The sequence below is a fragment of the Mesotoga sp. UBA5557 genome, from assembly GCF_002425715.1.
Classification (GTDB): Bacteria; Thermotogota; Thermotogae; order Petrotogales; family Kosmotogaceae; genus Mesotoga.
In genome coordinates this window covers 67,739-76,102 of record NZ_DIMV01000067.1, presented here as the reverse complement: position 1 = coordinate 76,102, position 8,364 = coordinate 67,739, and the positions used below count along the sequence as shown (strand labels likewise).

Genomic DNA, 8,364 nt, shown 5'->3' with positions numbered 1-8,364 from the left:
GCCAGGGGAATAGAAAGAGACATTGAGGCAGTTAAGAATGCGATCAAGACTGAGTTCAGCAATGGAGTCATAGAAGGCGTCATAAACAAGCTTAAGGTGATTAAGCGGATAATGTACGGGAGATGTTCATTTGAACTATTGCGATTGAAGGTGATCATGAGTTAGTTCATATAATCTGAGGAAGAGCCCAAAGAAGACTGAGAATTTATCGATAATTATTCCTCCTCCGATTGACCCCACGATGAAAGTCAATCCCGACCTCACAATCCAGAAGACACTCTGAGCAGCAATCATCCGCCTACCCGAAAGACCGTAATGGATGAAGTGAAAAAGGGAGTAATACATTAGAATATACGTCAACCCGTGTAAAGACTCCACCAAATAGAGCGCATATACGTTTGTCGCAAAGGAGACAAGAATCATCCTGACTCCAATTACCGCCATGCCGAATAGCAGGATTTTCATACTGCCGATTTTCTCGATTATCCTGTCGGCAACCAACAAGAAAGGAATCTCTGAAAGAGCGGTAATTGCAAAGACAACCCCCACGACCGACGGATCCATACCGTTCTGTCTTGTGAAGACCGCAATGAAAGAATTATGGAAGGAGTTCAAAGTAATTCCGAAAAACATTCCGACAGTCATCAAAGAAAACTGAAGAAGAGAACCTGCACTGGCAGGGTTTTCCGGGGCTTCAGTTCTCGATTCACCGGGTCTTCTCTTGAGGAACATCGGTGAGAAGGCCAGAACAATGGAGGTGGCTGCAAATAACCAGAAGAAACTGATCCCGACGAGACTGCTTAACAAGAGAGAAGTAACTGCAAACCCTATCGTGCCAAAAAGCCTCACACGATCGAAACGACCTCCAGTAGTCTTAAGAATCGTCATAATAATTGAATCACCCAGTGGAACAACTGCCGAAAAAAAGAGAGAGAAGAGGATCATGAAGAGTAAGGATGTCAAGAAATCGCTGGTGGCAAAAATGGGCCAGATACATACGGCTGAAGAAAGAGATACGATATAATAGATTCTGTTCTGACCAAGTCTAGAGCTGATTTTAAACCACAAGGGGCTGGAAACTAGCGAGACGACAGGCAGTACCGCCATCAGTATTCCGATTTCGGTTGGTGAATAACCGGAGATGTCGAAATATTGACTAAGCAGATTCTTAGTCGCCAGGCTCGCATATATTAGAGCTTCAAAGAATAGTATATTAAGATTCAACGCAATCTCCCCCCACGCAACTGGTGGAAATTATACAACTTGCAATTCAAAAAGATTGAATGGAGTGTGACTATGAGACTTATCTTGAAATCAATGGCCATTATCGTCATTCTTCTTATTTCAACGGCACTTTCCGCGACCGTAGAGTTCGATGTACAGGGACACCGCGGCTGCAGAGGGCTCATGCCCGAGAATACTATTGCCGCCTTCACACACGCTCTGAAACTGGGTGTTGACACTATTGAACTTGACACTGTAATCACCAGTGACGGCGTTGTCGTCATTAACCATGAGCCGTATCTGAATCCACAGCGAACGAGAAAGGACGGGGAATTCATAAAGGACCGGTTATTGATAAAAGACCTTACTTTCGAAGAGCTTAGAAAGTACGACATAGGAAGAACTGTCAATCCTGAAGATTGGCCCGAACAACTTCAAATGGATGGACAGGCTATACCCTCTCTCGAAGAGGTTCTTGACCTGGTCCGGCAACACAATGAGAAGTCTGCAAAGGAAGTGAGAGTTAACATAGAGATCAAGCACTTTCCTGAGAGACCTCAGGATACCGTCGATCTTAGAGAACACGTTAGAAAAGTTCTTGAAGTTGTTTCCAGATTCGGCTTTGAAGAACTGTCAACGATACAATCTTTCAACTGGGAAGCTATCAAGATTTCTAGGGAGTTGGAACCCTCCGTTGAAACGGTCGCCCTAATTTCAAGCACAAATCTCGATAAAACTATATGGACTGCCGGTCTGAGATTGAGGAACTTCGGATTCGACATAGGGAAGATGCTTGCCAGTATCGGCTGCAGTGTTATCTCTCCTAACTACACACTCATGACCGAGGGATGGATAGAGAGCGCTCACAGATCCGGACTGAAGATCATCCCCTGGACCGTAAACGAGGTCCCGGAGATGGAGAGACTGATAGACCTTGGAGTAGATGGAATCATTACGGATTATCCCGACAGACTAATAGAACTTCTCTCGAGCAGACAGAAAAGCCTTTCTCATTAGAGAAAGGCCTCTCATAAGAACGTTTTACACATCACCAAGTAGATTATACCGCAACCAGAAGGTTTTTCGTCGCAATTTCAGCCAATAGAGATGGTAAAACACACTTGATTATAGACTGAAAGACCTGGTGATGCTTATGAAAACCGAATCAAGGTCTTTGCACTCCAGTGGAAGCAGTACTGTGACATTCTCCCCTCTGAGCTTTCCACTGCAGAGTATGCGTCTCGAATCAAAAGGACCACAGTGTTCTGGCGAGAATTCCTCCCCTTCTTCGTCCAGTTGAACATCCTGGGGTCTGAAGGACGCATCACCCACCCTGTTGACTCCCATCGAAGAAAAGAGCTCCATCACAAAATGCGAAGCCGGATCTTCGTATATCTCTGTTGGCGGGCCATGCTGAACTATTGCTCCATCATACATGACGTACACTCTATCCGCAACTGCCATCGCATCTTCGGGATCGTTCAATACTATGAGCACAGACTCTCCAAGAGCAATCAGCAGCCTCTTGATCATCAGTCTCAGCTCGGTTCTGATCTTCTTGTCGAGTCTCTCGAACGGTTCATCAAGCATGATGATGTTGAATTTCTTTACCGTCTCTCTTGCGAATGCCGTCAACTTCTTCATTCCAGCCGGCAACTCCTTCGGCCAACGATCAAGGTAGTCAGAAAGGCCATCGAGTTCATCGGCTCTTCTACTTACCTTTTCATTTGCCTCCTTGTCCTTCATTACTGTGAGAGGAAAGGCAATGTTGTCATGGGTATCCATGTGGGGAAACAAGGCATTGTCCTGAAAGACAAAAGCAAGGCCCCTGAGATGGGGCTCAAGGAAAGTAACGTCCTGCCCGTTGATCTCGACAGTACCCGAGAGCGTTTCGTGTAGCCCCGCAATAGATCTTAACAGGAGAGTCTTTCCACAGCCTGATGGTCCAATCAAACCTACGATTTCGCCCTTTTCAATTGATAGATCGACAGGCCCGAGGTCGAACTTCCCGATCCTGCTTGTCAGATTCTTCACATCGAGAGTCTTCATACAATCACCCCCAAGATAAATTATAGCTTCAGAGCAAGACAAAGCCCTTCATCCTGAGACTCCCTCATGCTGAATACTTGCACTGACTTGATCGCCTTCCGTTGAGAACCGGAACGAGTCGAGCTATACTATTACCAAAGCCTCTGTCGGTTCTCTTGTTACTTTTTTTTGCAATGTATAAGAAGTTATAATAAAGAAAATACTCGTGTATAGGAGTGACAAACGTGTCAAGACATCTACTTACCAAGGCTGAATCATACCGTGAGGAACTTGCCGCTTTTCTAAGCGATCTCGTAAGCATCAAGAGCTTTTCTGCCGGTGAAAAGGAGGTTGTCCAGAGAATTCGCGAAGAGATGGACAAGGTGGGCTTCGACGAAGTCATAGTCGATGGTCTGGGAAACATCATGGGTAGAATCGGATCGGGCAAGAAAGTGATTGCCATGGACGCACATATCGATACCGTAGAAGTGGGAAATGAAAAGCTCTGGAAGGTAGATCCTTTCGGAGGAGTTGTTAGAGATGGCATAATCTACGGGAGAGGTGCTTCCGATCAAAAAGCTGGAATGGCTGCAATGGTCTACGGGGCAAAGATAATGAAAGAAGAGGGACTGCTGGGAGATTTCACTCTCTACGTTACAGGAACTGTGATGGAAGAGGATTGCGATGGCCTCTGCTGGAGGTACATAGTTCAGGAAGACGGCATTAGGCCTGACTTCGTGGTCATTACCGAACCGACGAATCTAAATATCTACAGGGGGCACAGGGGAAGAATGGAGCTTCAAATAAAAACCTCGGGGCTTTCCTGTCACGCGAGCGCACCCGAACGGGGAGTCAATGCTATCTACAAGATGGGCCGTATCATACAGGAGATAGAGAGGCTCAATGAGAGGATAAAAGATGACGCTTTCCTAGGGAAGGGGACGATAGCCGTTACTCAGATATTCTTCAAATCTCCCTCCCAAAACGCAGTAGCCGACGAATGCACCATCCAGCTAGACAGAAGGTTGACGGCGGGAGAGACAAAAGAGACGGTAGTAAAAGAACTGAAAGAGGCCATTCAAATGGCCGGAGAAGAGGCAGAAATCGTCGAGCTCTTCTATGAAAGGCCTTCCTATACGGGAACTGTGTATCCCGTCGAGAAGTACTTCCCAACGTGGGTAATGGAAGAGGACAGCGAAATAGTGCAGAAGACCGTAAACACTTTTAGAGAAGTTTTCGGTGAGGAGCCTTTCGTTGACAAGTGGACATTCTCGACAAATGGAATAGCAACAGCAGGTGTCTTTTCGATACCGACGATCGGATTCGGGCCCGCTAACGAGATCTACGCGCACAGTCCCGATGATCAGTGCCCCGTCGACCATCTGGTAAAGGCTGCGGCTATGTACGCTCTTCTTCCTTTAAGGCTTTCACAATAGATTAGGAGGTAATAGGATGAGTAGCATTTTGAGAGGCAGAGACTTCATCACCACACAGGACTTTGACAGAACGGAGATTGATCTGATGCTCGATCTATCTTCCGATCTGAAAAGGAGATTTGCAACGAGCGAACCGACCCCTTTGCTTCCTTATCAAACGGTGTTCTTGATGTTCTTCGATCAATCAACTAGAACACGCAACTCGATGGAAGCGGGAATAACACAGCTGGGCGGACACGCTCACTATCTGGATCCTTCGACGATGCAGACTGCGCACGGAGAGGTTCCTAGAGATACCGCGATGATTCTTTCGAGATACGGCCACGCAATCGCTGTAAGGCACTGCAAGTTCAAGGCGGGAAATCCTTATCTGAGATCTCTTGCCGAACACGCGGATGTCCCAATTCTGAATCTGCAGGATGATGTCTATCATCCTATGCAGGTTATGGCCGATATGATGACGATTAGAGAGAGATTTGGAACGAATCTCAACGGCCTGAAGGTCGCGATAACATGGGCTTATGCCGAAAGCCATCTCAAGCCTCTTTCCGTTCCACAGTCCCAGATTCTTCTCTTCACGAGATACGGTATGGACGTGAAGTTAGCGTATCCGAAGGGCTTCGATTTGATGCCCGACATAGTTGATCAGGCAAAGCAAAACGCCGAGAACAGCGGGGCCAAGTTCGATATACTTCACGACATGGATGAGGCATTCAAAGATGCGGATATTGTGATTCCGAAGTCATGGGGTGGCTTCTACGTCTCAGAAGATCCTCAGGAGATCATGGAAGAAGTGAGAAAGAATAAAGACTGGATTTGCACACCCGAGAGAATGAAGCTTGCAAATAGGAGAGCAGTCTACATGCATGCTCTTCCCGCGGATAGGGGCAGAGAGGTCGTCGACGAGGTAATAGACGGTCCTCAGTCAATCGTTATAGACGAGGCGGAGAACAGACTTCACACAGCTAAGGCTATAATGGCGCTTACTATGGGCGGAAGACCGTGACTTTTGACCTTGCCCTGGAAAACGGTACGATTTGCGCAGGAGACAGTGTCTTTCCTGCCAATCTCTATGTTTCGGGCGAGGAAATCGCGGCGATATCTGCAACCCGGAGCAGTTTCCCGGCACGCGAGATCCTTGACTGCTCCGGATTGTTTCTCTTGCCGGGATTCATCGATCCTCACGTACATCTTTCGTTGAATCTGGGAAGATATACGTCCGTTGACGACTTCGATTCGGGATCTGCTCTTGCAATCAGCGGGGGAGTAACCACGCTGATAGATTTTCTCGATCCCGTTTCCAGTCTTTTAGACTTTGAGAAAGCAAAGAAGAGTCGAATGCAGACGGCAGCAGACAGCAGGATAGATTACGCTTTCCACGTAACGCTTGCAGGAAGTCCTGGATTTTCCGCCGAAGAGATAGCCAGAGCTGCAATAGCCGAGAAGATGCCTTCTATAAAAATCTTCACGACATATAGTTCTTCCGATCGCAGAACAAGCGACGGAATGATCCTCAACCTGCTCTCGCTCTCAAGTAAGCTTGGGTTCGTTCTGCTGGCCCATGCGGAAAACGATGAAATAATAACTGAGACCGTTTCCGGTTTCGTAAGTCCTACTTTCAAAGATCTCTCGGATCTGAGACCGACTATTAGCGAGATGACCGAAGTAGTCAAGCTCGCCTTGATGTCTATGGACAAACAGGGCCAGCTGTACATCGTACATCTTTCCAGCGGCGAAACCGCAAAGACTCTCGGCTCGATCAATGTCAACTGGAAAGACTCTACAAGACTTGAAACCTGTCCTCAGTACCTACTGCTGGACAATAGCCCGCTACTCGGCGAGCAAGGTTATCTTAATACTTACTGCCCACCTCCAAGGAGCGCACAGGAGCGACTGCTTCTTGTCTCTTCGTTGAGAGAGGGGGAGATCTCATCGATGGGCACGGATCACTGTCCATTCCTTAGGCAAGATAAACTCGAGAATCGAGATGACTATTTGTCGATGCCGAACGGCTCTGGATCGCTAGGCCTATCCTTTTCCACCGCAAACACTTTGCTTGAAGGCGACCTTACAAGAGTCTCTTCTCTGCTTTCAACAAACGCGGCCAAGACGTTCGGATTGTTTCCAAAGAGAGGGCTGCTGGCTCCCGGATCTATCGCAGATATCGCCGTTGTCGATAAGGATGCAGAGATTACCGTCTCAAGATCGCCTTTCACAAGATCCGACCACTCTCTTTTCGATGGCATGAAGCTAAAGGGAAGGGTGGAAGCGGTAGTTCAAAGAGGCAGAGTCGCCTACAAAGACGGTGAAGTTCTGCTTCCCAGGGCTTCGGGACGCTTCATCGAACGCGAATCAATTCGTTGGGAGGATGCTTCATGCAAATAAATGGAGTTTCTATTTTCACAAATGATGGAGAATTCATAGAAAAGGGATACGTGAGGGTAGAGAACGGGGAGATTGTGAAGGTCTCTTCAGGCGAAAGCAGCTATGATGGCGAGAATCTGCACTTAGACGGAAAGCTCTTGATGCCTTCGCTGGTAAATGCCCATACGCATATTTACTCAACTTTCTCTCGCGGATTGGGGGTCTCTCCCTTCAATCCATCCTCGTTCACAAAACTGCTGGAAGAGTTGTGGTGGAGACTGGATAAAGCCCTTACTCTTGAAGATCTTGAGATCTCGGCTTATGTGGCTTCAATCGAGTCGCTTAAGGCAGGCGTTACATCTCTCTTCGACCACAACTCTTCGCCAAACGCGATAGATGGTTCTCTGAAGAGAATCGCCGCTTCCGTCAACGATGTCGGTTTGAGGTACTGTGGAGCTTATGAGGTCTCGGACAGAGACGGATTGGAAAAACGCGACAGGGGAATAAGAGAGAATCTCGAGTTCAGCAGGGAGTCGACGCAGTACAAGAAAGGGGTTTTCGGTTTCCATGCTTCCTTCACTCTCTCAAAAGAGACACTGTCGCTGGCTTCAAAAGAGATAGCTGGTAAGCTTCCCATACACGTTCATGTTGCAGAGGGCCCCGAGGACCAGGAGCACACGATTGGCGTATATGACCAGAGAGTACTGGAGCGCTTCCATAGAGCCGGGCTCATGACAGAGAACTCAATCTACGCCCACTGCATTCACACTACACCATCTGAAAGGGGCCTGATAAAGAACACAAAGGGCTACATCGTGGTGAATTGCCAGTCGAATATCAACAATGGTGTTGGATTTCCTGAATGGAAACGCTTTAGAGAAGAAGGAGCTGCAGTGCTGGTAGGAAACGATGGTTACGGATTCAATCTCAGCAACGATGTAAGGTTCATGATTCTCGGTCCTCACTACATCCAGCGCGATCCGAAAGCCAGCTATTCAGGAGATCTAAGCCCTTCTCTCTTTGGAGCAAACTACGAACTTGCAACCAGAACGTTTGGAGCAAACATTGGAACGATTCGCGAGGGAAGCTCCGCAGATCTGATCGTACTCAACTACCGAAGTCCGACCGAAATCACGGCAGAGAATTTCGTGGATCATTTCTTCTTTGGAATCTGCGACAACATTTCGGTAAGCGATGTGTTCGTCGGTGGCGAGAGGGTCCTAGCGCAAGGAGTACCGACAAAAGTCGACGAAGAGATTATTTATAGAGAGGCAAGAAGGTTGTACAAAGCATTTGAGAAGAGATTCTAGGA

At 47.5% G+C, this 8,364-nt stretch carries 8 protein-coding genes; 6 read left to right on the top strand and 2 right to left on the bottom strand.

Features of this window, described 5'->3' with window-relative positions; genetic code table 11:
- On the top strand, positions 1–165 hold a 165-nt coding region (locus tag B3157_RS09270; protein WP_414674292.1), incomplete at its 5' end, for a transposase.
- Here the strand turns inward: B3157_RS09270 and B3157_RS09265 are convergent.
- Positions 136–1,224 carry an MFS transporter gene (locus B3157_RS09265; protein ID WP_292590220.1) on the bottom strand — a complete coding sequence of 363 codons (1,089 nt, stop codon included), beginning with the start codon at positions 1,222–1,224 and terminating at the stop codon, positions 136–138. The two genes, B3157_RS09270 and B3157_RS09265, sit on opposite strands and share 30 nt — an antisense overlap.
- Positions 1,225–1,296: 72 nt before the next feature.
- Between B3157_RS09265 and B3157_RS09260 the strand changes: the two genes are divergently transcribed.
- The gene (locus tag B3157_RS09260; protein ID WP_292590219.1) at positions 1,297–2,241 is read left to right on the top strand and encodes a glycerophosphodiester phosphodiesterase family protein; all 945 of its coding nucleotides are present in this window, start codon (positions 1,297–1,299) and stop codon (positions 2,239–2,241) included.
- A 108-nt stretch (positions 2,242–2,349) separates the two neighbouring features.
- On the opposite strand, the gene B3157_RS09255 is transcribed toward B3157_RS09260, so the two are convergent.
- Positions 2,350–3,273, bottom strand: a complete 924-nt coding sequence (locus tag B3157_RS09255; RefSeq protein WP_292590218.1) for an ABC transporter ATP-binding protein — start codon at positions 3,271–3,273, stop codon at positions 2,350–2,352.
- A 215-nt stretch (positions 3,274–3,488) separates the two neighbouring features.
- On the opposite strand from B3157_RS09255, the gene B3157_RS09250 reads away from it, so the two are divergent.
- The 4 genes from B3157_RS09250 to B3157_RS09235 are packed head-to-tail and all read left to right on the top strand — an operon-like array spanning position 3,489 to position 8,362.
- A complete protein-coding gene (locus tag B3157_RS09250) occupies positions 3,489–4,688 on the top strand; it encodes a YgeY family selenium metabolism-linked hydrolase (protein ID WP_349680383.1) in 1,200 nt (399 codons plus the stop codon).
- Between the two features lie 16 nt (positions 4,689–4,704).
- A complete protein-coding gene (locus B3157_RS09245) occupies positions 4,705–5,694 on the top strand; it encodes an ornithine carbamoyltransferase (protein WP_103134160.1) in 990 nt (329 codons plus the stop codon).
- Positions 5,691–7,073, top strand: coding sequence for a dihydroorotase (locus B3157_RS09240; protein WP_292590215.1), 1,383 nt, complete (start codon positions 5,691–5,693; stop codon positions 7,071–7,073). Before B3157_RS09245 ends, B3157_RS09240 begins: the two co-directional genes overlap by 4 nt.
- Positions 7,064–8,362, top strand: coding sequence for an amidohydrolase family protein (locus tag B3157_RS09235; RefSeq protein WP_292590213.1), 1,299 nt, complete (start codon positions 7,064–7,066; stop codon positions 8,360–8,362). The genes B3157_RS09240 and B3157_RS09235 overlap by 10 nt, the downstream gene beginning before the upstream one ends.
- The last annotated feature ends 2 nt before the right edge of the window (positions 8,363–8,364 follow it).